The organism is Mycobacterium sp. URHD0025 (assembly GCF_000426065.1).
Lineage (GTDB): Bacteria > Actinomycetota > Actinomycetes > Mycobacteriales > Mycobacteriaceae > Mycobacterium.
The window spans coordinates 143,806-168,148 of sequence record NZ_AUEQ01000001.1; the positions used below are offsets into that span (position 1 = coordinate 143,806).

At 65.2% G+C, this 24,343-nt stretch carries 21 protein-coding genes; 12 read left to right on the top strand and 9 right to left on the bottom strand.

Annotated elements, in window-relative coordinates; genetic code table 11:
• Window positions 1-56 precede the first annotated feature (56 nt).
• Both H977_RS0100680 and H977_RS0100685 read left to right on the top strand, forming a co-directional pair.
• Window positions 57-2,582, top strand: coding sequence for an arylsulfatase (locus H977_RS0100680; RefSeq protein WP_029106053.1), 2,526 nt, complete (start codon window positions 57-59; stop codon window positions 2,580-2,582).
• 96 nt (window positions 2,583-2,678) lie between these two features.
• Entirely contained in the window at window positions 2,679-3,296 is a 618-nt protein-coding gene (locus tag H977_RS0100685; RefSeq protein WP_029106054.1) for a maleylpyruvate isomerase family mycothiol-dependent enzyme, read from the top strand.
• 698 nt (window positions 3,297-3,994) lie between these two features.
• Here the strand turns inward: H977_RS0100685 and H977_RS0100690 are convergent.
• Complete coding sequence (locus H977_RS0100690; protein ID WP_029106055.1) at window positions 3,995-4,873, bottom strand: hypothetical protein; 879 nt, start codon at window positions 4,871-4,873, stop codon at window positions 3,995-3,997.
• A 72-nt stretch (window positions 4,874-4,945) separates the two neighbouring features.
• Window positions 4,946-5,629, bottom strand: a complete 684-nt coding sequence (locus H977_RS0100695) for a VldE C-terminal domain-containing protein (protein ID WP_029106056.1) — start codon at window positions 5,627-5,629, stop codon at window positions 4,946-4,948.
• Window positions 5,630-5,894: 265 nt separating this feature from the next.
• On the opposite strand from H977_RS0100695, the gene H977_RS0100700 reads away from it, so the two are divergent.
• Window positions 5,895-6,752 carry a helix-turn-helix transcriptional regulator gene (locus H977_RS0100700; protein WP_051288496.1) on the top strand — a complete coding sequence of 286 codons (858 nt, stop codon included), beginning with the start codon at window positions 5,895-5,897 and terminating at the stop codon, window positions 6,750-6,752.
• Here H977_RS0100700 and H977_RS0100705 read toward each other — a convergent pair whose 3' ends face one another.
• Window positions 6,753-7,415 (bottom strand): helix-turn-helix transcriptional regulator, encoded by a 663-nt coding sequence (locus tag H977_RS0100705; protein ID WP_231395832.1) that lies wholly within the window; start codon window positions 7,413-7,415, stop codon window positions 6,753-6,755.
• Window positions 7,416-8,066: 651 nt separating this feature from the next.
• Here H977_RS0100705 and H977_RS32195 point away from each other — a divergent pair.
• Both H977_RS32195 and H977_RS0100715 read left to right on the top strand, forming a co-directional pair.
• On the top strand, window positions 8,067-8,738 hold the full coding sequence (locus H977_RS32195; RefSeq protein WP_353586956.1) for a helix-turn-helix transcriptional regulator: 672 nt from the start codon (window positions 8,067-8,069) through the stop codon (window positions 8,736-8,738).
• A 580-nt stretch (window positions 8,739-9,318) separates the two neighbouring features.
• Window positions 9,319-10,488 carry a hypothetical protein gene (locus tag H977_RS0100715; protein ID WP_155946450.1) on the top strand — a complete coding sequence of 390 codons (1,170 nt, stop codon included), beginning with the start codon at window positions 9,319-9,321 and terminating at the stop codon, window positions 10,486-10,488.
• Window positions 10,489-10,549: 61 nt separating this feature from the next.
• Here H977_RS0100715 and H977_RS0100720 read toward each other — a convergent pair whose 3' ends face one another.
• Window positions 10,550-11,266 (bottom strand): GntR family transcriptional regulator, encoded by a 717-nt coding sequence (locus tag H977_RS0100720; RefSeq protein ID WP_029106060.1) that lies wholly within the window; start codon window positions 11,264-11,266, stop codon window positions 10,550-10,552.
• A gap of 176 nt (window positions 11,267-11,442) precedes the next feature.
• On the opposite strand from H977_RS0100720, the gene H977_RS0100725 reads away from it, so the two are divergent.
• From H977_RS0100725 to H977_RS0100740, 4 genes are read left to right on the top strand one after another with little or no spacing between them, the layout of a single operon-like run.
• Window positions 11,443-12,420, top strand: a complete 978-nt coding sequence (locus tag H977_RS0100725) for a phosphate/phosphite/phosphonate ABC transporter substrate-binding protein (RefSeq protein WP_029106061.1) — start codon at window positions 11,443-11,445, stop codon at window positions 12,418-12,420.
• 5 nt (window positions 12,421-12,425) lie between these two features.
• Window positions 12,426-13,238, top strand: coding sequence for a phosphonate ABC transporter ATP-binding protein (gene phnC, locus H977_RS0100730; RefSeq protein WP_029106062.1), 813 nt, complete (start codon window positions 12,426-12,428; stop codon window positions 13,236-13,238).
• Window positions 13,235-14,821, top strand: a complete 1,587-nt coding sequence (phnE, locus tag H977_RS0100735; protein WP_029106063.1) for a phosphonate ABC transporter, permease protein PhnE — start codon at window positions 13,235-13,237, stop codon at window positions 14,819-14,821. The genes phnC and phnE overlap by 4 nt, the downstream gene beginning before the upstream one ends.
• A complete protein-coding gene (locus tag H977_RS0100740) occupies window positions 14,797-15,810 on the top strand; it encodes a zinc-binding dehydrogenase (RefSeq protein WP_029106064.1) in 1,014 nt (337 codons plus the stop codon). Before phnE ends, H977_RS0100740 begins: the two co-directional genes overlap by 25 nt.
• A gap of 14 nt (window positions 15,811-15,824) precedes the next feature.
• On the opposite strand, the gene H977_RS0100745 is transcribed toward H977_RS0100740, so the two are convergent.
• From H977_RS0100745 to H977_RS0100755, 3 genes are all read right to left on the bottom strand, one after another.
• A complete protein-coding gene (locus tag H977_RS0100745) occupies window positions 15,825-16,703 on the bottom strand; it encodes a glycoside hydrolase family 16 protein (protein ID WP_029106065.1) in 879 nt (292 codons plus the stop codon).
• 87 nt (window positions 16,704-16,790) lie between these two features.
• The gene (locus tag H977_RS0100750) at window positions 16,791-17,240 is read right to left on the bottom strand and encodes a cupin domain-containing protein (protein ID WP_029106066.1); all 450 of its coding nucleotides are present in this window, start codon (window positions 17,238-17,240) and stop codon (window positions 16,791-16,793) included.
• Between the two features lie 106 nt (window positions 17,241-17,346).
• A complete protein-coding gene (locus tag H977_RS0100755; RefSeq protein ID WP_029106067.1) occupies window positions 17,347-19,197 on the bottom strand; it encodes an Hsp70 family protein in 1,851 nt (616 codons plus the stop codon).
• A 314-nt stretch (window positions 19,198-19,511) separates the two neighbouring features.
• Between H977_RS0100755 and H977_RS0100760 the strand changes: the two genes are divergently transcribed.
• Entirely contained in the window at window positions 19,512-21,020 is a 1,509-nt protein-coding gene (locus tag H977_RS0100760; protein WP_029106068.1) for an FAD-dependent oxidoreductase, read from the top strand.
• A 39-nt stretch (window positions 21,021-21,059) separates the two neighbouring features.
• On the top strand, window positions 21,060-21,518 hold the full coding sequence (locus H977_RS0100765; RefSeq protein WP_029106069.1) for a nuclear transport factor 2 family protein: 459 nt from the start codon (window positions 21,060-21,062) through the stop codon (window positions 21,516-21,518).
• 1 nt (window position 21,519) lies between these two features.
• On the opposite strand, the gene H977_RS0100770 is transcribed toward H977_RS0100765, so the two are convergent.
• Complete coding sequence (locus tag H977_RS0100770) at window positions 21,520-22,173, bottom strand: L,D-transpeptidase family protein (RefSeq protein ID WP_029106070.1); 654 nt, start codon at window positions 22,171-22,173, stop codon at window positions 21,520-21,522.
• Between the two features lie 94 nt (window positions 22,174-22,267).
• Here H977_RS0100770 and H977_RS0100775 point away from each other — a divergent pair, with 94 nt between their 5' ends.
• Complete coding sequence (locus H977_RS0100775) at window positions 22,268-23,743, top strand: bifunctional phosphatase PAP2/diacylglycerol kinase family protein (protein WP_029106071.1); 1,476 nt, start codon at window positions 22,268-22,270, stop codon at window positions 23,741-23,743.
• Here H977_RS0100775 and H977_RS0100780 read toward each other — a convergent pair.
• Window positions 23,697-24,308, bottom strand: coding sequence for a phosphatase PAP2 family protein (locus H977_RS0100780; protein ID WP_231395864.1), 612 nt, complete (start codon window positions 24,306-24,308; stop codon window positions 23,697-23,699). The two genes, H977_RS0100775 and H977_RS0100780, sit on opposite strands and share 47 nt — an antisense overlap.
• Window positions 24,309-24,343 lie beyond the last annotated feature (35 nt).

Below are 24,343 nucleotides of genomic sequence, written 5' to 3' on the forward strand. Positions count from 1 at the left end.
CGTTGTTCCGCGATTTGTCCGGACGGTGAGCCGGTTCAGGAATAGTGTGGGCCAACATGGAATCGAACAACGATGACATGACCGAGATCGGCCGAGTTCAGCGCGGCAAACTGTCGAGACGTTCGATGCTCGGGGGCATCGCAGCCGCCGGAGTAGGTGCGGCCACCGTGGGTGCGCTGGCCTCCGGCTGTGACGACACCGACAAGGCCGGAAAGCCGAGTGCCAGCGGACACGCCGGCCCGCCGGACTATGGCACCGGCATCAACGAAGGCTTCGACGGAAAGATCGAACTCGACGTTCGTGATTCGAAGCCCGACTGGAAGCCCTTCGAGCTCAAGCATGCACCGGAGGGCGCACCGAACGTCCTGGTGGTGCTCTTCGACGACACTGGGATGGCGTCCTGGTCGCCGTATGGCGGCCGGATCAACATGCCGACCCTGCAAAAGCTGGCAGACAACGGACTCACCTATTCGCAGTGGCACACCACGGCGTTGTGCTCGCCCACCCGGTCATGCTTGTTGACCGGCCGCAACCACCATGTGAACCGGTTCGCGAGCATCACCGAGGGTTCCGACGGCTTCCCGGGAGCGGCGGCCCGACTGCCGGCACAATGCGCGACCGTCGGCCAAGTGTTGCAGGACAACGGCTATAGCACGTTCTGGGTCGGTAAGGACCACAACGTGCCGGAAGAGGATGTCTCCAGCGGTGGCAGCAAATCGGAGTGGCCGCTGCAGAAGGGCTTTGACCGGTTCTACGGCTTCCTCGGCGGGGAAACCAACCAGTGGTATCCGGATCTGACGGAGGACAACCGGTTCATCGACCAGCCGTACGCCCCCGAGCAGGGTTACCATCTGTCGAAAGACCTTGCCGATCAGGCGATCCGGATGCTGCGCGATCAGCGTTCCAGCAACCCGTCCAAGCCTTGGTACATGTGGTTCTGCCCGGGCGCGAACCACGCGCCGCACCACAGCCCCGAGGAGTACTCGGCGAAATACAAGGGCAAGTTCGACGACGGGTACGAGGCGTACCGCGAGTGGGTGCTCAAGCGGATGATCGACAAAGGCATCATGCCCAAGGGCACCGAACTGACCCCAATCAATCCACTGCCCGGGGACGTGGCTTCGGAGGCCGATGCGGTGCGGCCGTGGGATTCCCTGAACCCCGACGAGAAGAAACTGTTCTCACGCATGGCGGAGGTGTTCGCGGGCTTCTCCGAGTACACCGACGCCCAGGTCGGCCGGGTCGTCGATTACCTGGAACAGACCGGGCAGTTGGACAACACCGTCATCTTCTACTGTGCCGACAACGGTGCGTCCGGTGAGGGTTCTCCGAACGGCTCGGTCAACGAGAACAAGTTCTTCAACGGCTACCCGGACGACCTTGCCGAGAACATGAAGATGCTCGACAAGCTCGGCACTCCCGACACCTACAACCACTATCCGACGGGTTGGGCGGTGGCGTTCTCGACACCGTTCCAGATGTTCAAGCGCTACTCCCAGTTCTCCGGCGGGACATGCGATCCGATGGTGATCCACTGGCCCAAGGGCATCAAGGCCAGGGGCGAGGTGCGTCATCAGTACCACCACGCCACCGACGTCGTCCCGACGATCCTCGACGTCGCGGGAATCAAGATGCCGGAGGAGTACCGCGGCATCAAGCAGTATCCGGTCAACGGGGTGTCGATGCGGTACAGCTTCGACGGCGCGGAGGCGCCGACCAGCAAGAAGCGGCAGTACTACGCGATGTTGGGCACCCGCGGGATCTGGCAGGACGGCTGGAAGGCGTCGGCGTTGCATGCGCCCATCAGCGGGAAGGGCCATTTCGACCAGGACAAATGGGAGCTCTTCCACGTCGATGAGGATCGCTCCGAGGCCAAGAACGTCGCTGATCAGAATCCGGACAAGCTCAAGGATCTGATCGACGCGTGGAACGAGGAGGCCAAGAACAACTATGTCCTGCCCCTCGACGACCGCGTCCCGGTCGAATTGATCACCATTGAGCGCCCGCAGTTCGAGCCGCCCCGCACCCGCTACCTCTATTACCCGGACACAGCGCCGGTGCCCGAGGGGGTGGCGGTCAACATCCGCGGCCGGTCCTACAAGATCATCGCCGATGTGGACATGACCAAGGACGCCCAGGGCGTGCTGTTCGCCCACGGCTCTCGCTTCGGCGGGCATTCGCTGTTCATCAAGGACAACAAGCTGCACTACGTGTACAACTTCCTGGGCATCAAACCCGAGCAGGTCTTCGTCTCTGGCCCCCTGCCGGAAGGAAAGCATGCACTGGGCATGGAGTTCGTCTGGGAGAAGAAGGGCGAACACGGCGAATCCCTAGGAACCACAACCATTTACGTGGATGGCAAGGAGGCCGCGAAGGGACCGATGCGGGCCCAGTCCGGCAAGTTCACCCTCGCCGGTGACGGGTTGTGCGTCGGGTTCGACAGCGGCGACAACGTGTCGTCGCTCTACCAGAACCCGGGACGATTCACTGGCGGCACCATCAAGGGCGTCGCGGTCGATGTGAGCGAGGAGAAGTACATCGACCTCAACCGGGAGGCGCAGGCCGCGTTCGCGACCGACTGACGGACGCCGACTCTCTGGCCCAGCACCCGGTGCTGAGCCAGAGTGTTGTCCACCGCGACTACTTTGTTCAGGAGAATCCTGACGATAGGAGCGGCCATGGACTCCGACACGATCTGGCGCAACGTCGATGAACAGCGTGGGCACCTCGCCGACCTCCTCGATACCCTCCAACCCGACCAGTGGTCGACACCCTCACTGTGTGCGGGCTGGACTGTGCGCGAGGTCGCGATCCACATCACGCAGTCCCATGCCGGCATCGGCGAGATGTTGCCGGCGGCGCTCAAGTCGGGTTTCCGGTTCGACGCGATGGTCCGCCGGGCGGCGCTGGAAGACCCGTCCGACCCCGCCGCTATCACTGCACGACTGCGCGCCATGGCGGGGTCGCGTAAACGCCCGCCCCTGACCAAAGAGGTCGATCCGCTGTTGGACATCCTGATCCACACGCAGGACATCTGCATCCCGCTCGGGATCGACCGGCCGATGCCCCCAGACGCCGCCGTCGCCGTCGCAGATCGCTTGTGGCACATGAAGTTTCCGTTCGCTCCGCAACGGGACCTGCCGGGATACCGGTTCGTCGCCACCGATGCCAACTACGCCGTCGGCCCCGAATGGGGCGGCCGGCGCGAGGCGCCGATCCGTGACATCGTGCTGATGTTCGCGCGACGACGCGACGTGCCCGACGCCGAACCCGAAGCAGAACCCGAGGACGACTAGGTCGCGTCTGACAGATCGGGCAGAACCAAGGCGCCGGCCATGGTGCGTCGCAGCGGTCTCTGGCCCAGGCGCAGCCAATTCAACCCCGGAAGCACTTACGCCGAGGATTACTGCCAGTATGTGGCTTGAATCCTAGACGTAGAGCACCTCTAATCAAAATGAATGGTGTTGTGGGACACATAGATACCTGATTTGTCACGGACAAGGTCCGATTCGCGAAACTCGGCACGGACACACCCCAGGACCAGTCCTATTTCAAGCTGCCCAGTCTCGTCCGCAGCATGTCCGCCAGAAGCTCTGTCTGCCGGTCGTCGTAACCGATCTGAACACACTTGTCCGGCCAGTCGTGCGCAGCGTCAACAAGTTCGTCGATCTGGTCGTCGCACGTGCCCTGATACCAAGGCGCTCGCCGGCATCGAAGAAGTTAGCGCGAGAGAGTCGGTCGGCGAGACCAAAGAGGGAAGCGCCATAGGGTCTCGCCAGCCGAGTCAGCGACGGCTTGTTGTGTGAGGCGCAGCGTGACGCGGCGCTCGGCGAAGAGTCGCCCTATGCGTGCAATTTCAGGCATAGGTGCGTCCATCGACGGTCTCGTTCGTCTTGGGACAGCCATGTCCACCCCTATGCCCGAAAAATGATGCATAGCCACGATGGCATCCGCGGCATGGGCCAGTTAAGCCGTTATGCCTGAAATTCAATGCTTAACTTGCGGCACGCTCATCGTCTTCGAAAAACCGCCGGATGGCGACAAATCCGCCGTGACGGTATGCCTCATAGGCCCAGATCGCGGCGATGATCGGCAGCGGGCCGAAGGCCACCCACCACCGAGCGGACGGCGGAACCAGTTCGGCGATGGCCTGCGAGCTCGGCTGACCATCGACGATCGCGGGCAGCCATTCGTGCAACAGGATGGTGAGCATCCGCGTCGCCTCGAACGGTCCGGCGATGGTGGCCAGCACCCAACTCACGCACGCGATGATCAGCGCCCACGGCCAGGCCAACAGCAGCGACTGGTCGTCGACGATGTCGGCGGCCGATCGGATCGATTCGGCGATGAACGCGAAACCCAACGCCACCAGCAGCACGCCGATCTGGGCGGCCAGCAGATCGTCGAGCACCGAGTTGGCCAACTCATCGCCGCTGCGCGTCGGCAGTCCGAACGCCAGGGACAGCAGGCCGGCCAGCAGGGCGAGCAGCATCAGTGCCGAGGTGGAGTCGTCGATGCGCATGAAGGAGTCGGTCAGGATGCGCATCACCAGGCGTGAGGACGACGACGGCCGGGTCCGGTACAGGATCATCACCACCAGCCCGGAGATGACGATCGAGATCAACCAGGCGACCACTGCCGCACAGATGATCACCAGTGCCAGAGAGCCGATGACGGGGACCAGCTGCTCGTTCGCGGTTTCCCCATTGCGCACCACGAGCAGCGGCACCACGCCGATGGCCACCACGCCCAGAGCGCGTACCAGGATCGGCAAGGTGAATCCGGCGATGTCACCGGCGTCGAGGTCAGGATCGGTGCGACGGATGGCGGCGATCTCCGCGCTCATCACAGAACGGGCCCGGCGGAACGACATTCTGCGCGCCACCACGCGAATCTAAACGGAGCGTGCAGTCCTGATCACGGGACACGCTGGGCGAACGCGGACTCAGCGCAGGTAGAGCTCGCCACCGGTCGGGTAGCCGCCACCCTTGGTGGTCAGGTGCACGTGGTCGTAGTGCCCGTAGCCGCCTGCTTTCGCGCCGCCGTCGGGCGTGTAATAGGTGCCGCGCCAGATGGCGTCCTGCAACGCGAACCGATCGGCGTTCTTCAGGGCATAGGCGACGATCCGGTTGCCGAGCGCGATCCCTTCAGAACTGCTGGGGTTGGGGATCATCACGTCGAGCGCCAGGCCGTTGGGGTGCCAACGGAGCGCATCCGGGCGGACGCCGCCGATCTCGCGGATCTGCGGGAAGTCGGCGTGAACGCTGCGGGCGGCCAGGATGGTTTTGACCTGTAGGCCGCGCTCGGGCGCAATGCCGACGGGCAACAGCTGGGGGATGTTGATGACGCGCCAGCGTGAGGCTGCCGCAGGTGGCGCCTGGTCGGCGCTGAGGCCCACAGTTTGCGCGACGGCAGGCGATGCGGACGCGCCAGGGGCGGCCACGATTTCCATGCAGCATGGCGCGTCCTGGGTCGGCGCGGGTGCGGCGACAGGTTTGGCGGCCTCGGAAAAGGGGGATGAAGAGACAGCACTGCCGCCTGCGAAGAATGCAGCGACCGGCGCCATGAGTGCAGCCGCGACAGCCGGCAGTTTGCGCTGACTGGGGCTGGCTAATGCGTGTCGGCCCACACGGGCACCATACGGGTACTTATCTGCCGTTGCAGCAACCCCTACCCTGTTCTGAGAGTTTCCTTAAATGACTGTCAAGCACATTTGCGGCGTGTTCCCGCAGGTCAAAGGTCACGAATTGGTCACGGAGCCGCCGGCTTTCTAAGAAGTACTTTTCCGTCGCCGACGGGCACTTCAATTCAAAAACATCCACCCGCCGGGCCTACCGTCGCTACGCTGCTGTCGAGATTTACGGAGCCGCAAATCGTGCAGGAAGTTGTCTGGTGTGGCGCTGAAGCCCTGGAATGAGGATCGGCCCCTTACCCGCCGCGTCGTGTTGGGCGAGACGGCCGTGGCCACCCGCGGCCTGTCCCTGCGATTCGCCACCGAGCAGATCGACACCACGACCGACTGGTGTTGCTTTGATGACACCCGCCACCTGATCTTCGTGCACCGGGCCGGCCGCCTGCGCTCGATGGAGACGGATCTGGACTGGGGGCCGTCGGGCCGCTCACTGCCGAGCGTGGGCGACGTGTGGGTGGTGCCGGCCGGCGACAAGTGTTCATCACTCGTCGAGGGCGACACCGCCGAGTACTGCGAGATCGCGGTCCCGGATCACCTGCTCGGCGAGACGACGCTCATCCCGCGCGTCAAACACCACGACCCGCTGATCCACCAGATGGTCGAGCGCATCCACGACGTTGCCGAGCGCGAAGATGCGCTCGCACGCCTGCTGACGGACTCGATCGGGGAAACCCTGCGTCTGCTGATCAGCGACAACTACGCGGTAGCGCCACCTCCCAAGACTCAGCGCAGGCCCGACTCCCTGGATGCTGCCACGAGATCGAGAATCATCGAGTTCTTGGAAGACAGCCTGGACTCCGAGATCAGGCTCGAAACGCTTGCGCAACAGGCGAAGATGTCGGTCGGCAGCTTCATCAAGGCATTTCGGGCGGCGTTCCACACCACGCCCTACCAGTACTTGATGGACCGACGGATCGACCGCGCGAAGACCTTGCTGCTGAACACGTCGCGGACCGTCACCGAAATCAGTGCGATGGTGGGATTTTCGACGCCGAATCACTTCGCCACCGCGTTTCGTCACCGGGTCGGGGTATCACCGAGGGCTTACCGCGACCGTTGATCACAAACGGCGCCGGTATGTGCTGGGCGAGATGCCAACACGGTGTTTGAACGCCGTGGCAAAATGGCCCGGCGTCGAAAATCCAACTGATGCGGCGATTTCGGCGATACCGACCGTGGTGTCCAGCAGTAGCGCCTTGGCGCGGTCGATCCTCAGGTCGAGTAGGTACTGATGCGGCGTGGTATGAAAATCCCGGCGGAACGCGCCGATGAATCCCTGGACCGACATCCCCGCCAACCGCGCCATCGTGTCCAGTCGAATCTCGGCGTCCAGGCTGTCATTGAGGTATTCCACCAACAACTTTCGAGTTGCGGGGTTCAAGCGACGATGTTCACAGGGGACAGCCGGAGCCTCGGAGCACTTGTCCTTGATCAGCAACCGCATGGTCTCGGCGGCAGAGTCGGTGAGCAACCGCGCCATTGGATCATCGCGATCAGCGACGCTGTAGAGCTGCTCGACGAGGTGGTGCATCAGAGGGTCGCGGTACTTGACACGAGGAATCAGACCGGTATCGCCCAATAGTCCGACTGGGACAACGATCTCGCAGTATCCGGCAGTATCTCCTTGAACCAGTGCCGCGCAGGCGATACCGGCGGGCTTCCACCAGATGTCACCTACCCTCGGCACCTGGCCGGGTGACCCCCAATCGAGTGCGGTCTGCATCGAATGCATTGTCCCACCGCGATATACGTACATCAGATGGTGGACGTCGTCGTGACTGCACCAGTCCGTGGGAGCTGATATCCGCTCAGTCGCGAACGCGAATGCCAGACCGCGCGCTGCAACAGCCTTGTGCTGCAACACGATGCGCGGCGTCAACGGCCGATCGCCATCCCAGGGCTTCATCTCTTGCGCACAGCTCCTCCCACAGCAAACGGGATCGACACACCACACACAACCATCCCCCAGCCAGCATCCGCTCGGATTGAGTTTTCGACTGAACCTATCGAAAGTCAATAGCGCGAAATGAATGCACATGGAGTGCTCCCATGTGGAGCCAGACGCTCAGACTCGTGATTTTCTCGATGGACAGATCAGATTTTTGAATCGAAAGTATCTCATCAACCAGATCCTGTCACTACTGTGCTGCCCAGATTGACGCAAACGTAGATTATTCAGGAGGTCCGCATGTGACGATGAAGCCCTGGAATGACGACCGGCCACAGGCCCGCCGCATCGTGTTGGGCGAGAGAGAAGTCGCCACCGGCGGCATGTCAGTCAAATTCGCCACCGAACAGATCCACACCACGACCGAGTGGTGCTGCTTCGACGACACACCTGCTGTTCGTGCACCGGGCCGGCCGCCTGCGCTCCATGGAGACCGACCTGGACTGGGGTCCCTCGGGCCGCGCGCCGCCCAAGGTCGGCGACATGTGGGTGGTGCCCGCCGGCAACAAATGCGCGGCGTTGGTCGAAGGAGATACCGCGGAATTCTGCGAGATCGCCGTGCCGGAGCACCTACTCGGTGCGACGACGTTGATTCCGCGCATCAAACACCGCAATCCGCTCATCCATGAGATGGTCGAGCGCATCTACGCCGTCGCCGATCGTGACGACGCCGCCGCACGGCTTCTCACCGACTCGGTGGGCGAAACCCTCAAATTGGTGATCGCCAACATGTGCGCGGCGAACCCTCCGCCGCAAGGCGAGCGCAGGCTCGACACGCTGGATGCCGCCACCCGCTCCAAGATCGTCGAGTTCCTCGAGGACAGCATCGACTCGGCGATCACCCTCGAAATACTTGCCCGCCAGGCGAATATGCCGGTGGCGGTGTTCATTACAGCCTTCCGCGCCGCGTTTCACACCACGCCGTATCAGCACCTGCTCGATCTACGGTTCGAGCGTGCCAAGTCGCTGCTCCGACACACGTCGCATACCGTCGCCGCAATCAGTGTGATGGTGGGTTTCTCCAGCCCAAGCCATTTCTCCTCGGCCTTCCGCCGTCGCGTCGGGGTGCCGCCCCGGGCGTACCGCGACGGCCGCTGAGGGCCTCAGCAGCGGCCCTCCTCACGCCGACCAAATAGTTAGCCGACATTTCGGACATAACGCACGCGGAACAATCAGACGTCCAATTTTAAGAGTCAGCCACTACGGGCAGTAATCTTCAAAATATTCCAACTGGCAAACCAGTCGAGTGCCCGGAGCTCATGTGAGGCGGCACCTTCCAACCACACCAACTGCATTTTTAACTCAACCAACGGCCGCTATGCGCGATTCCCAGCAACACGGCGAAACATAATTCACAACTGCACGATCCGACACTGAAACGTGTTTCAAAAAAGTGCAGACAACGGCTTCACGCTCGGACTACATTTCGCCCGTCGGCCCATCGTCGATACCCAGTCCGAACAACAAGGAGACCCCGTTGCAACGCGCTCTAAGCCCCTACGCGGCCGCTGGCGTAGCGCTCGCCACTGCCGGCGTCCTCGCCGTAACACCTCTAGCCCCACCACCGGCTCAACTAGACGAAGCCTTAACGCGGGCGTCCTCGGCCGCAGTCCAACTCACTGCCGCCGTCGACCCCATCGCGGCGTGGTCACAGTTGTTCACGCATACGCCCGAGAGCTTGTTGGCACTCGGCGGCCTCGTTGCCGATAACCCAGCACCGATCCTCGGGCAGATCGTCGCCAACTGGTCGGGCTATGGCGAAACGCTGAGTACGTCCCTCCAAGCGGCGGGAGCCGGACTCAGCACCTTCCTGACGACCACGCTGCCGACATCCCTTCAGAAGTTCTCCAATCAGCTGGTGGCCGGCGATATGTACGGTGCAGCAGAGACATTCGGATCGGCGATATTCGCCCTGGCATTCAACGCCGGGTTCCCGATGCTGAACGTCTTCAGCATCCCGGTCGAGATCACCCAAAATCTGGCCAACGCAGTCGCGTCTCTCGGCCCATCCTTTGTGGGCGTGATAGCCAACCTAGGCCTCAGCGCTCTGATGAACGTGACTGGGACTAGCTACGCAGCTGGTAACAGCGCGCAAGCGGTCGTGGATGCGATCACCGCCGGCGATCCCTTGAGTGCAGTCAATGCGCTGGTCGCCATGCCAGCAACAGTCGCGGATGCACTCTTCAATGGATATAGAGATCCAATTGGCGGCGGCGCTTACGCGGGGCTTTTCACAGTTGCCGGCCCGCCTCCACCTGGTTCGCCACCCAACACGCCCGGAATCGGCGATGGACTCTTCGCAACTCTGCTGAAAAGCCGCCTCACAATTGCCAAGGCGATCGGGTGGCAAGAACCCGCGTCACCCAGCATTCTGTCAGCGCCTTTCGCCTCTACTTCCGAAACACCCGCGTTGGCGTCAGCGTCGACCATTCCGGACACTGCCGCCGCCACCGCAGTAACTCTGTCGACAAATCCGGCTCCCATCGAGCCGAAGGCCAAGGCGGCCCCGACGACCGCTGTCGTAACAGCTCCGGCTGATTCCGCAACAACCGAAACCGCACCACCTGAGCCCAGCAAGGAGGCAGCGGTTCCGCTCGTCCGCAAGAGCCTCGTCGCGACGCCAGATAGAGCCGATGCTCTCAGCTCTGCCAACAAGCCAGTCACGAAGGCAGCGTCAGACGTCCGCGACGGGATCTCAGCCACCGTCAACAAGATTGGTGAGGGAGTGAAAAAGGCCTTCAGCAAGCCCGACAAGCCGACCAAGGCGGACACCGCCAAATCCGATGCGGGCACCAGTGGTTCGGGCAAGCACCGCGCCGGTGCTGGAACATCGGGGGATGCCAAGTAGCACCGACCCAATCGACCCTCGCCCGGCGACCGGGCGGGGGTCGATTGCCGCTACCTCCGAACTACGAAGCCGTCATCACCGCAGTGAACGTCATCCGGTCACCCCGATACAGGGAGCGCCGCTGCTCGATCGGAATTCCGTTCTGGTCGTAGGACACTCGATTGAGCAGAAACATCGGCGTGCGGCTGTCGACGGTCAGCAGTGCCGATTCCCGGGCATCCGGTAGCGCGGTGTCGATGGTGTCGACAGTCCGCTCGAAGCGAATTCCGCGGCTGCGGATCTCGGCGTAGAGCGACTCGCGGTAGTCGAAGGTCTCTCGCAGTCCCGGATACCGCGCGGCCGGCAGCTTCGTGGTCTCCAGGCCCACCCGGATGCCGTCGGTGGTCAGGACCCGCTCCAATTGCAGGATGGGTGCGCCGATTTCGATGTTGAGTTGCGCTGCCAGGACATCGTCGGCGATCAGATCACTCCAGCCGACCAGGATGCGTCCGCCGGTGCGGCCCTGTTCCTTGACCGCCTCGGTGTAGGAACCCATGGACAAGGGTTGCAGGATCTTGGGCCGCGCGACGATGGTGGTCCGGCCCCGACGTTCGATACGTCCAGCCAACAACAACTCTCGCATCGCCTGGCGTACGGTCTCGCGAGCGACGTCGAAGCGCTCGGCGATCTCCCGCTCGGCCGGAAACGAGTCTCCGACCTCAAGGTCGTCGAGCAGTCGCTCCAGCTGCGCGCGGACAACCTGGTGCTTGAGAACCCTGGGCTCTGCACTCGCGGACACCCGCTCACAGTACCAAGTCTTGGTATAGACCAAGACTTGCCGTGTTGTTAACCTCCTCGCCAACTTGGATGCACCCGTTGGTATAGACCAGCCCACAGGGTGTGGGGCAGGGCAGTTGTCCGCTCCCGCAGGCGCACTGCCCGCCAAACGTCCCCGCCCGAAAGGTCCCGCGCACCATGAAGTTCCGTACCTCTCGTACGTCAGCCCGGATCGCGACCGTGGCAGCCGCCTGTACCGCGCTCCTATTGTCAGGCTGCTCCAGTTCCGACAACTCCGACGCCAAGACCTCTCAGGGCTTCCCCGAAACCCTGACCCTGGCCGCCATTCCGGCCGAGAACTCCACCGACCTCAAGGCTAGTTACCAGCCGCTGATCAAGCTGCTGGAGAAGGAGACCGGCGCCAAGGTCGAGTTCGTACAGGCCTCCGACTATGCCGGGGTGGTCGAGGGCATCATCGCCAACAACGTCGACCTGGCCTTCTTCGGCCCCTTCGCCTATGTGGTCGCCGGCGTCAACGGGGCAAAGACGACTCCTGTCGGCGCCGTAATCCAGGAGCAGGGCGCAAAGCCCGGCTACCAGTCCTATGGTCTGGCCCGCGCGAATGAAGCGAACATCAATGGCCTCAAGGACTTTGCCGGTAAGAAGGTCTGCTTCGTGGATCCCAGTTCGACGTCGGGATTCCTCTATCCGACCGCCGGGCTGATCGAGGCGGGAGTGATCAAATCCGGTTCCGAGGGCGACCTGTCAAAGGCGATGTCCCCGATCTTCGCCGGTGGCCATGACTCCTCGGCCCTGGCGATCGCCAACGGCGACTGCGACGCCGGCTTCGCGTTCGACACCATGGTGGACAAGACGATGATCGCCAAGGGCGACCTCAAACCCGGCCAGCTCAAGACGGTATGGAAGTCGGAGATGATCGCCGGTTCGGTGTTCGCCGCCAACGACTCGCTGGGCAGCGAGGCCATCGGCAAGCTCAAGACCCTCTTCGCGGACAAGGTCAACGTGCCCAACCTCGAAGCAGAAGGCTTCTGCCAGGGCGACGCATGCCGGATCACCGATGAACGCGCCTGGGGCTTTGTGCCGGTCGAGGATTCGGACTACAGCGGTGTCCGCCACGTCTGCGACGTCACCGGTTCCGAGAAGTGCAAGGGCTGAAACCCATGAGCGCCAGCGGACCCCACCACCCCGTCGCGGGCGACGATCTCGTCGTCATCGCCCGCGACGTCACGAAACGCTTCGGTGACACCCTGGCTCTGGACCAGGTCAGCCTCGACGTCCGGCGCAGCGAGATGCTGGTGCTGCTGGGACTGTCGGGCTCGGGCAAGTCCACCCTGCTGCGCTGCCTCAACGGGCTGCAACCGGTCACCTCCGGCAGCGTCGAGGTCGGCGGCACCCACGTCGAATCCGCCTCAGCCAAGCAACTACGCGGCCTTCGCCGCAATGTGGGGTTCGTCTTTCAGCACTTCAACCTGGTCGGGCGGTTGAGCTGCCTGGAGAACGTGCTCATCGGTGGCCTGGGCCAGCTGCGGCTCCCCCGCTACGGCGCGCTGACCTACCCCAAGGCCATGCGCGCCGAAGCCCTCGCCCATCTCGATCGGGTCGGCCTGGCCGATTACGCCGACCGGCGGGCCGACACGCTCTCCGGCGGGCAACAGCAGCGCGCCGCGATCGCCCGCACCCTGATGCAGAAACCCGGCCTGCTTCTCGCTGACGAGCCCGTGGCCTCGTTGGATCCCGAAAACGCCGGTGTGGTCATGGATCTGCTGTTCCGGGTGTGCATCGAGGAGAAGCTGACCGTGGTGTGCACGCTGCACCAGGTGGACCTCGCATTGGGCTGGGCGCATCGGCTGGTCGGCCTGCGCAACGGGCAGAAGATCCTCGACCGGCCCGCGGTCGGGATGAGCCGCGAGGACGTCATGGAGATCTACCAACGCGTCGACCCCGCGGCGCAGTCGGCGGCCCGTCCCTCGTGAGCACCGAACTCGCCGAACGCCCGGCCATCTCCACCCCACCGCACAGAACCCTGCCCGGGCTGCTGAACCTCGTCACGGTCGCCGCGTTACTGGCCACCATCGTCGCGGCCTGGTATGTCGACTTCGCGCCGGGGACCTTGCTGGACGGCGTCGACGAGGTTGTGGCGCTGCTGGAGCGGATGATGCCGCCGCGCCTGGATGATCCGGGGCGCATCGGCGGCCTGGCCGTCGAGACCCTGCTGATGGCCGTGCTGGGAACGGTGCTGGCCGCGATAGCCTCAGTGCCCCTGGCTTTCCTGGCCGCCCGCAACACCACACCGCACCCGGCGGTGCAGGCCGTGGCCCGGGCCATCATCACGTTCTGCCGCGCCATGCCGGACCTGTTGTTCGCCGTGCTGTTCGTCCGGGCCCTCGGAATCGGTGTGCTCCCAGGTATTCTCGCGCTGGCCATCCATTCGATCGGCATGCTGGGCAAGGTGTTCGCCGACGCCATCGAACAGACAGATCCCGGTCCGCGGGAAGCGGTGCGCAGCACCGGCGTCGGCTATTTCCGCGAGATGCTCAACGCAGTCGTCCCTCAAGTTGTGCCCTCCTGGATCGCGACGTTCATCTACCGCATCGACATCAATCTGCGAATGTCGGTGGTGCTGGGCTTCGTCGGTGCCGGCGGGATCGGCTTCGCGCTGCAGGATGCGTTGCGCGGCTTGATCTATCCGCGCGCCCTCGGCATCGCCTGCGTCATCCTGGCGATCATCGCGGCGATGGAACTGCTGTCCATCGTGATCCGGCGGATGCTGCTGGACTCGGCGCAGTCGAATCCCGCTCGCGAACGTGCCGCCCGGTTCCTCTTCAGCGGTGCCCTGGTCGCAACCTGCCTCGCAGCCCTGGTGGCGCTGAAGGTCAACCCGGTGTCCCTGGTGACATGGGTCGGGCCGGCCATCGAGGTGTTCACCCGGATGATCCCGCCCAACTTCGGAGCGCTCGGAGGCGAATTGGTCGCGGCCGCCTGGCAAACCGTGGCGATCGGCGTGGTGTCCACCGCCATCGGTGTGGTGCTGTCGATCCCGGTCGGAATCCTGGCTGCCCGCAATGTCACTCCTCATCCGGCGGTCTACTGGGTGGCCCGGGCGTGGATTCTGTTGGTGCGGGCGGTGCCTGAGCTCATCCTGGCCGTGGTGTTCGTCGCCGCATTGGGCCTGGGCCCCATCGCCGGTACCTGTGCATTGGCCATCGGCTCGATCGGATTCCTGGGCAAACTGGTCGCGGACGCGGTCGAGGAGATCGACCCCGGGCCGCTGGAGGCTGTGCACTCGGTGGGCGGCGGATGGTGGAAAACATTGTTCGCCGCGGTGATTCCGCAGGCGATGCCCGCGATGGTCGGGTCCAGCTTGTACATGTTCGACGTGAATGTGCGGACCTCGACCATTCTCGGCATCGTCGGCGCCGGTGGCGTCGGCTACCTGCTGTTCGAGTCCATCCGCACGCTGAACTTCGACATCGCAGGCGCGATCGTCATCGTCATCTTCGTCATCGTCTACGCCATCGAAAGGTTGTCCGGATGGATCCGATCCCGCCTCGTATGACGGCGGCCGCGGTGTGGACCGGTACAGGCGTCGACGTGCAAGCCGTCCCGATACCCGCCCTCGGCACCGGCGAGGTCCTGGTTCGGGTCCGGCTGGCCACGGTGTGCGGCAGCGATTTACACACCGTTTGCGGTCGCCGTCCCGCGGCCTGCCCGTCCATCCTCGGCCATGAGGCCGTCGGCGACATCGTCGCCACCGGTCCTGACACGGACGCCCAAGCCGGGCAACGCATCATCTGGTCCGTAACAGTGGCATGCGGGCAATGCCCGCGGTGCCGGTCCGGACGGAGCGCCAAATGCCTGTCGGTGCGCAAAGTCGGGCACGAAGCGTTCGATGGGGACTGGCCGCTGTCGGGTTCCTATGCCGCACATGTGCTGCTACCGCGTGGCACCACGATCGCCTTGGTCCCCGACTCGCTGCCCGACGCTGTCGCCGCACCCGCCGCCTGCGCGACCGCGACGGTCATGGCCACCCTCGAAGCCGCAGGCGAATTGACGGGTAGGCGGGTCCTGATCGGCGGGGCAGGCATGCTCGGACTCACCGCGGTCGCGGCGTGCGCCGAGGCCGGGGCGGACGTGCAGGTGGTCGATCTCGATGCCGACCGTCTGGCATTGGTCCCGGAGTTCGGTGGGCGCGCCTCCGATGGCGGTCCGGTTGACGTGGCGATCGACTACACCGGGTCCTCCGTGGCCGTCGCAGATGCTCTGGGCCGGCTCGACACCGGAGGCACCCTGGTGCTGGCCGGTTCGGTCACTCCCGGGCCGCCGTTGACGGTGGATCCGGAAACCGTTGTGCGGCAATGGCTGACCATCACCGGTGTGCACAACTATGAACCCCGGCACCTGCATCGGGCCGTCAAGTTTCTTGACGAAACCCGCGAACGCTATCCGTGGGAACCGCTCGTCGTCGCGCCGGTGTCGCTTGAGGACATCGAGGAAGCCCTACGCACACCGCCACCCGGAAAGTTGCGGACGGCCGTCACCCCTTAAACGCCGAAAGAAAATCAGCCCTGGAAAACGCGGATCCAGTCGACCAGCATCTCGGCCGGGTAGTTGCCGCCACTCGGATCACGGCCACCCGAGCCGCCGACGGCGATGTTGAACACCGGCACCAACGTGTAGCCCGGATCGTTGAAAGGCCAGTCCTCCAACGAGTTCGCCGGAACCTCGAAGAACGGTTCCATGCCCGGGGCGTAGTCCTTCCAGAAGTACATGCCCGTCGGAGTCCACGACATCCGCCAGGTGTGCCACCCGCTGTCGATGGGGTGCGGGTCGGTGGCGAACGATTCACCGTCCAGCCGAGCGTGCACCGTGCTGCCCGACGGCCAGTCGCGGTTGCCGTACCACTCCACCAGGTCGACCTCGCCACCGCGGACCGGATCGTCGTTCAGGAGCCAGAACGCGGGCCATGCGCCGTCGGTCAGGCAGTTGAGCTTGACCCGGGCCTCCCACGTGGTGCCGATGCCACCGCGCCAGTTTCCGACGACCTTGGCGCCGGCGTACTTCTCCTGAATGGTGGTGCCCGGGCCGCGTGTCGCGCGGATCACCAGGTTGCCCTTGCCGTCCTGGAACGCGTGGTCGGTATCGGTGACGTAGCGGCCCATGTTGAACGGCTTGTCCCACTCGACCGGGTTCTTGATGGTCTCGCGCTCGGGCACCAGGTGCCACCACGCCGGGTCCGGCGGAGAGCCGGCCGGACCGTTGAACTCATCTTGGAACACGAAGGTCGGTGAGGCCGCCGCAGCGGCCGGCGGGGTGGGCGCTCCGGGGGCAGGCGCAGGCGGGTTATCGCCAATAGCAGGGTCGGCGTTGGCCGTCCCGGCAGGCAATGCAGCCGCTGCCACCCCCAGACCCATCATGAACATCACACTGCGACGATCCATCTCAGGCACAGCAGAACCTTAACCGAACTCTTACCCACATTTCTGACCCCTGCCCAAAGTTTCGCGGCACCAGATGCGTTTGCCCAGCTAGGAACACACGGCAACCGCGTCATCACGCACCGGAGCGTCGGCGGGCAATGTGTAGGTCACCACGACGTCGGCGTCGGTGGAGCCCTCGTTGGTCACTCGATGCGCCACCCCGGCGGGAATGACGACCGCCTGGCCGGCGGTGTATTCCACGGGCGCACAGTCGGCAGCGGTTTGCACCACCACCGCCCCCTCGTTGATCACCGACTGTTCCCATCCCGGATGACTGTGCCAACCGCTGCCGGCGCCGGGTTTCAGCAGCAGGCCCTGCACATGCAACGTGGTGGGCTGGCCCGCGGTCACCACCCAGATCGGTGCGGTGGTCGTGCCTTTGCCGAGATCAGTGCGCACCACGTCACCTTCGGCAGGCGTGGCTGAGGCCGGTGCGGACAGCGCACCCGCGACGAACAAGGTCAGTACGCCGACGACGACGGCATGAATGCGATTCACGGTACCTCCCGGTTTGTTGATCGAAAGGTACATCCGGGCCGGCGGCTCGGCAGCACATTACCTGCGCCAAACTCCGATCAGCACAACCACAGCAACGCAATTCGCGTCACGGGTACGGCTGATACGGATACTGCGGCTGCTGCTGATACGGATATTGCGGCTGCTGTTGGTACGGGTACTGAGGCTGCTGTGTCTCACCGCGGTTCGGCACCTGGATCGGAATCGGCACCGGGACGAACGGCACGGTGACATAGGTCGTCGTCATCGGATTCGTCGTCGTGGTGGTCGGTGTCGGCGTCGTCGTGGTGGTCGTCGGCGGCGTCGTTGTCGTGGTCGTGGTGGTTGTCGTTGTGGTCGTCGTGACGGGAGGCGGCGTCGTGGTCTGCGTGACGACGTGGGTTTCCGTCACCGGCGGCGGGGGCGCCTGCGTCACGGTGACCGGCGGCGGCGCTTGGGTCACCGGTTCTGGCGCGGGCGGCGGTTCGACAGGCGCCGGCGGCGGGGCCTCGACCGGGCTGGGCGCCACCTCCTGCGGCGGCAACGGCTTGGGCTCGGGCGGCTTGACCTCTGAACTCGGCGCCGTGCCCGTCGCGCTGGTCAACGCATAGGTCACGCCACCGATGGCCACCACGACCAGCGCCGCGGCAACCGCGAAAACCGTCAGCGGCAACCGCTGCCAGCCCCCGCTCGGCTGCTCGATCGGCCCCGTCGGCGGCACGTACTGCACGGCCGGACGCGCCGCGGTCTCGCTGCCGTAGGAGTCGACGAGGTCGGGCCCGGTGTAGGGCACCACGTCGTCTCCGGCGTCGTCCTCGGACCAGGCCAGCGCCCGGAACGTGGAGGAACCTTCGGATCCTCCTGCGCCGGAAGGGATTCCGGCCGTCGGCACGACAGCCGCGACCCCCAGGGTGGGGGCCACACCGGTTTGCGCGTCAGCGTCGGAGAGGTACGCGGCGGACAGTGCCGCGCCGATCGCGGCGTCGAGTGCAGGCTGCGGCGTGGTCACCACCACGGCTTGCGAGTGTTCCGAAAGCTGTTGGGTGACAAGAGGGATGCTTGCGCCGCCACCGATGGTCACCACCGCCGAGACCGCCGGCCAGCTGATCCCGTTGCGCTCCAACGCTTTTTCCAACGCATCCAATACGCCGGCGAGAGGGGCTTGCATCAGCGACTCGAGCTCGGTGCGAGTGATGCGCACGGTGGCCGAATAACCGGGCAGTTCGACCGCCAGATCGGTCGCGGTGTCTGCCGACAGCCGTTCCTTGGCCTGACGGCACTCCTCACGCAGCCGGGCCAGCGATCCGACCGCCGCGGTCGCCGCCGGATCGATGCCACCGGCCTGGACCACGCCGTCGAGCACATGCGCGAGCAGCGCCTGATCGATCTGGTCGCCGGAGAAATCGGGATAGCGGGTGGTCTCGTCGATCGGCTCGAAGGCCGACGTGGCGTCGGCCAGCGTGACGCTGGTACCGCCGCCGCCGAAGTCCAGCAGGGCCACCACGCCGTTGGACGGCAGTCCGGGATTGGCCCGCAGCGCCGCCAGGGAGGCGACGGCATCGGGAACCAGCCGCGGCGGCCTCCCGTCACGGGAGAAGGCCGGGTTGGTACGCAGCGCATGGCGCAGGGCACGCAGCGTGGGGGCTCCCCAGTGCGCGGGGACGGCGATGGCCAACTGATCGGAGGGCCCACCGGCAAGCTCCACCATGGCGTCGAGAGCCTCGACCAGCAGGGTGTCCGCGGGATAGGACGCGCCGTCGGGGGCCACGAGCGGCACGGGATCACCGACCCGCTCGACGAATCCGCTCAACGTGACACCATGTCCGGATTCGGGCATGCCGACCTGCGGCGTCCGGTCCGTCGACAAGGTCAACACCGAACGCCGGCTGACAGGTTGATTGCCGACGCGCGCCGCAACCAAGTTGGTGGTCCCGATCGACAACCCCAACGGGCCGCTCATAACGCACGCCACGATAGCCGCCGCGCGGCGCCGGGGCCTTTCGACACTCCGTGAGGCCCGCCACCAAGCACGTTCCGCCGGTGCGGTTTTGGACTGTTCAGCAACGCTTATGCGGCACACAGGAACAGTGTTGGTCACTGACGATGCCGGCCATGCGCAACAGCATGGCAACGAATTCAGAGCCGACGCGCACCGTCGTGTATGTCGATGTCGAACATTGCGACACCGTTCCGAGCCGCCCCGAAAACACGAACGCAACCGTGACACCAGGCAAACCAGCGTTTGACTGCACAAACCGCGGGTACAGCACGACCATGACGTCGCTATGGCTCGCCGACCGCCCTCACCACCCGGTTACCCCCACACTCGCCGAAGAATCGGAGCGAAGCGCGGACGTCGTCGTGGTCGGCGCCGGCATCACCGGTCTGGTCACAGCCGTCCTGCTGGCACGCGCCGGACAGGACGTGCTGGTCCTGGAGGGACGGACTGCGGGCGCCGGCGCCACCGGCAACACCACCGCCAAGATCAGCCTGTTGCAGGGCACCAGGATGACCGACATCGTGAGCAAACACTCGCCGCAGGTGGCTCGGCAGTACGCCGAGGGCAATCTGGAGGGGCAGCAGTGGTTGATCGACTACTGCGCGGCCCGCGGGATCGACCTACAGCGCCACGCCGCTTACACGTACGCGCAGTCGCCCCATGGCGTCGCCCGGGCCAAGGCCGAGCTGGAGGCCTGCCGGACAGCGGGTCTGGATGTCGACTGGGTCGACGAGGCAGATGTTCCCTTCCCGTTCCACGGCGCAGTCCGGTTGGAGAATCAGGCGCAGTTCGACCCCATGCCGTTGCTGGACAGCCTGATCGCCGAACTGCGGGAGCGCGACGGGCGCCTGGTCGAGGGCGCCAGGGTGCAACGTGTCAGCCACGACGGCGGCGCCCGCCTCAAGCTGAGGGTGCAGACCGGGACCGGCACCGAAGTGGACGTACTCGCCAATCGGTGCGTTTTGGCCACCGGTATTCCGATTCTGGACCGCGGCGGATTCTTCGCCCGGCTCAAGCCCAACCGGTCCTACTGCATGGCGTTCCGGGTGCCGGGCAATATCACTCGAGGCATGTTCATCTCGACCGATTCCCCCACGCGCTCAACACGTTCGGTGCCGACTGCCGACGGAGAACTGCTCATCGTCGGCGGAGCCGGCCATCCCGTTGGACGCAGCAAGGACCCTGCCGCATCGGTCGACGAGCTCGCGTCCTGGACCACGATGCACTGGCCCGGCGCCGTCCGAACCCACTTCTGGTCGGCGCAGGACTACGCCCCCGTCGATGCGCTTCCCTATGTCGGCCCGATCCTGCCGGGTCATGAAGAGATCCTGGTCGCAACGGGTTTCGACAAATGGGGCATGACCAACGGGGTTGCCGCCGCGCTGGCATTGTCCGGACGCATGCTGGGCGGTCGAATGGACTGGGCCGAAGCCTTCGCAAGTTGGAGCCCACACGAGCTGTCCGGGCTGGCCACCGCGGTGCAGGCCAACCTCGAGGTCGGGTTGAACATGGCCAAGGGCTGGATCGCTCCGGTGACCCGCATCGGCACGCCGGCCGCCGAGGACTGCGGGGTCGTCAGCGGGCTGCCGTGGCGTCTCGAGGCGCACAGTGTGGTCGACGGAGTCCCGCGGACGGTATCGCCGGTGTGTCCTCACCTGGGCGGGATCGTGAATTGGAACGACGCCGACAAGTCCTGGGACTGCCCGCTGCACGGATCGCGCTTTGCTCCGGACGGCACGCTGATCGAGGGCCCGGCCACCCGCGACCTCAGCCGTTCGGGATAGCGCCACACCGGCTCCGGCCGGTGTGCTCAAATGTCGGGCATGGGTGACATCGACGACATCGAGCAAGTCAAGTACCGGTACCTGCGAGCGCTGGACACCAAGCACTGGGACGAGTTCGCCGACACCCTCACCGAGGACATCGCGGGCGATTACGGGCAGTCCATGGGCAAGACGCTGCACTTCACCGACCGCGACTCGCTGGTCGACTACATGAAGAGCTCCTTGGGGCCGGAGGTGATCACCGAGCATCGCGTCGCGCACCCGGAGATCGAGGTGAACGGCGACGAGGCCACCGCCACCTGGTACCTACAGGACCGGGTGATCGTCCCGAGCATGAACTTCATGCTGTTCGGCTCGGCCTTCTATCACGACCGCTACCGGCGGACGGCCGACGGCTGGAAGATCAGCGCAACCGGATACGACCGCACCTACGACGCCACCCTCTCGCTGGAGGGGCTGAACTTCAAACTGGAACCCGGTGCGGCCCTTAATATCTGAGCTATTTCGCGACGGCGATGACGGCGCCCGGGCGTAGCCACTGCATGATCTTCACCAGGGTGGCGTCATCGATCGCGACGCAGCCGGCCGTTGGCCCGCCGTCGGTGGTGTGGACGAAGAACGCGCCGCCGTTGCCGGGCACCCTGGCCTTGTTGACGCCCATCACGATGGCGTGCTTGTAGGCCGAGATGTTCAGGTTCTCGGTTCCACTGCTCAGATCGGTGTTGAACGGGCACTGCGCCTTCTGACACACCTGCATGGTGTTGTAGGTCGGGCTCTTCATGTCGCCGTCCCACCAGTGGTCGGGGGTCACCTGGACGTACTGCAGTCCACTGCCCGGATTGGGTGCGGTGCCGAACGCGAAGTCGAGGCTGAAAACGCCCATGGGCGTCTTCATTTCACCGTCATGGGTCTGCGGCGCCATACCGTTGGCACCGATATTGGCCGGAATCCCGGCACCGATCGGCTGCCATCCGGCCGGGCCACGTTGCCAGACATCCATCTTGGCCTTCGAACCGCCAACGCCGACAACCGAAATCACCTGGGTGGCATTGCCGACCGATGACGCGAACCATGGTGGATCCACCGCATGCGCAGCCGGAGCTGACGCCAGTGCCAGTACCGCAGCACACAGCACAACCAGCAATCGACGCACTCGTCCATCGTGGACGCGCGGGCTATCGCTGACGTCAAGGTTCGGACACGATCGGGTCGCGGCTTTCGAACGTGTTCACAGCTAGGTTGGCCTCATGAACCTTCGACGGATCGGCCGCGGCCTTGGCACGTTGGATCGCGAGGTTTTCGAGGCGGTCGCGGAGTCCCCCAGTCCGCTGCTCGACACCGTGATGCCGAAGCTGACATCGGCCGCCGACCACTCGAAGTTATGGCTCGCCCTCGGCGCCGTCCTCGGAGTGTTGGGCGGACCGGCCGCGCGCCGCGGCAGCGCCCGCGGTGTGGCGAGCCTGGCCGTGACCAGCCTGCTGACCAATCAGGTGGCCAAGCGGGTGTGGCGCAGGCCCCGTCCGGATCACCGGCTGGTGCCGCAGGTCCGCCGCTCGCGGCGCATGCCGACCTCGCATTCCCTGCCGTCGGGGCATTCCGCGAGCGCGGCCGCCTTCGCCGTCGGGGTCGGGCTCGAAAGCCCACCCATCGGCCTGGGTCTCGCGCTGCTGGCCGGCCTGGTCGGGCTCTCCCGTGTTGCGACGGGCGCCCACTACCCCGGCGACGTGTTCGCCGGATTCGGCATCGGCGCAGGCATCGCCATCCTGGGCGGCCGTGTGATCCCACCGATCCCCACCGCAAGCCTGCCCACGGCCGCACCCCTGCGCTTCCACACGCCGGCCCGACCCCAGGGCGCCGGCGTCGTGCTCGTCATCAACCCGGCCTCGGGCGGTGGCACGGGCGCCCGGGTGGTCGACGAGGTGCGCGACGCGCTGCCGGAGACCGAGATCATCGAGTTGGGCGAAGGCGACGACGTCGTCGAGGTACTCCGCGCCGCGGCCGCGCGCTGCGAGGTGCTCGCGGTCGGCGGTGGTGACGGCACGGTGGCGTGTGCGGCCGGCATCGCCGTCCAGGCCGAGGTGCCGCTCGCGGTGTTTCCCGGCGGTACCTTCAACCACTTCGCCAAGGACATCGGCTGCGACAGCGCGGCGCGGACAGTCGGTGCCATTCGCGACGGTAGTGCGGCGTATGTCGACCTGGTGAGCCTCAACGAGGATGACGGGCAGAACACCATGGTGATCAACACGGCCAGCATCGGCGCCTATCCGAAGTATGTGCGGGTGCGGGAGAAGCTCGAGCACCGACTCGGCAAGAAGCTGGCCGGCGCCTACGCGCTCTATCACGTACTGCGTCGCGACGAGCCGGTGCGCATCACCTACGACGACAAGACGCTGCAGACTTCGCTGTTCTTCCTTGGCAATTCGACATACTTCCCGTCGGGTTTCGCGCCGTCGCACCGTCCGCGTCTCGATGACGGCCTGATCGATGTGCGGATCCTGGAGACCGGCAAGCGGTTGAGCCGGCTTCGGATCGCGACCGCCATCGCGTTGGGCCGCCTGGAACGCAGCCCGCTGTATCACGAGTTGCAGGTGCCCAAGTTCCGGTTCACCACCGTCGACGGGCCCACGGTGCTCGCGCACGACGGCGAGGTCGGCGAGTCCTGCAGCGAGGCGACGTTCAGCGCCCGTTACCGGGCGCTGCCGGTGTTTCGTCCGCTGCCGTGACCGGTGCCTGATACGGCGGCGCCAGCAGGACGCACAGCACGAAGTACGCGTAGCCCAGCGCCCAGCCCGCCATCACGTCGGACGGGTGATGCACGTTGAGCACCACGCGGCCCACGCCGATCAGGACGATCACCGCCGCGCCGACCACGCACAGCCAGCCACGCACCCGCGCGGACAGCGCGGGCCACCCCACATAGAGCAGCGCCAACACGCTGACCATCACGCCGAGCGCATGCCCGGACGGGAACGAGGACGACAACGCGTAGACCATGGCCGTGTCGGGGCGCGGGCGGTCGACGACGGCCTTGACCAGTTCGGTGACGATTCCGCTGAGTTCCACGGTCAGCACCAGGAACAGCGCCACGCGGTACTGCCTGCGCACCAACGCGGCCACGATGATCGCCAGGCCGACCAGGCGGAACCCCAACGGGCCCAGGACCGTGCAGAAGACGTCCCACGCCGTCACCCACCCCGGCCGGGCGATGCCGTAGGAGTAGGCCGCGGACAACGCGGTGTCATCGACTGCGGCCAGCCAGCCCCAGTGCAGCGCGGAACCCAGCCACATGGTCGCAAACACCGCGAGCGCCGCCACCGCGGTCA